Below are 255 nucleotides of genomic sequence, written 5' to 3' on the forward strand. Positions count from 1 at the left end.
TCTTCTTGCTGTTTGTACTTTTCAAGGTTCTTTGGCCAGTTCTTTTTGGCATAATTGAGCTTCTGGCGTACTTTCGAAGGAACTTTTTTCTCTTTCAAAACTGCATTGATCGTGTTGATGGCAGCTTTTACTTTTTGTGTATCAATAGCCCTAAAATCAACAGATTCTGTATTTTTGAGTTCTTCTTTGGCTACACTCTGTGCATAATCCCAAAGTTCTTCCAGCTGTTGTTCAATACGTTCTTTACTCTTTTTA

At 36.5% G+C, this 255-nt stretch carries 1 pseudogene; it reads right to left on the reverse strand.

The features are described from left to right. Positions 1–255, reverse strand: a pseudogene (locus tag K8B81_RS20890) (IS1182-like element ISMsp1 family transposase); the annotation flags it as partial.

The organism is Flavobacterium hibisci (assembly GCF_020026925.1).
GTDB classification, from domain to species: Bacteria; Bacteroidota; Bacteroidia; order Flavobacteriales; family Flavobacteriaceae; genus Flavobacterium; species Flavobacterium hibisci.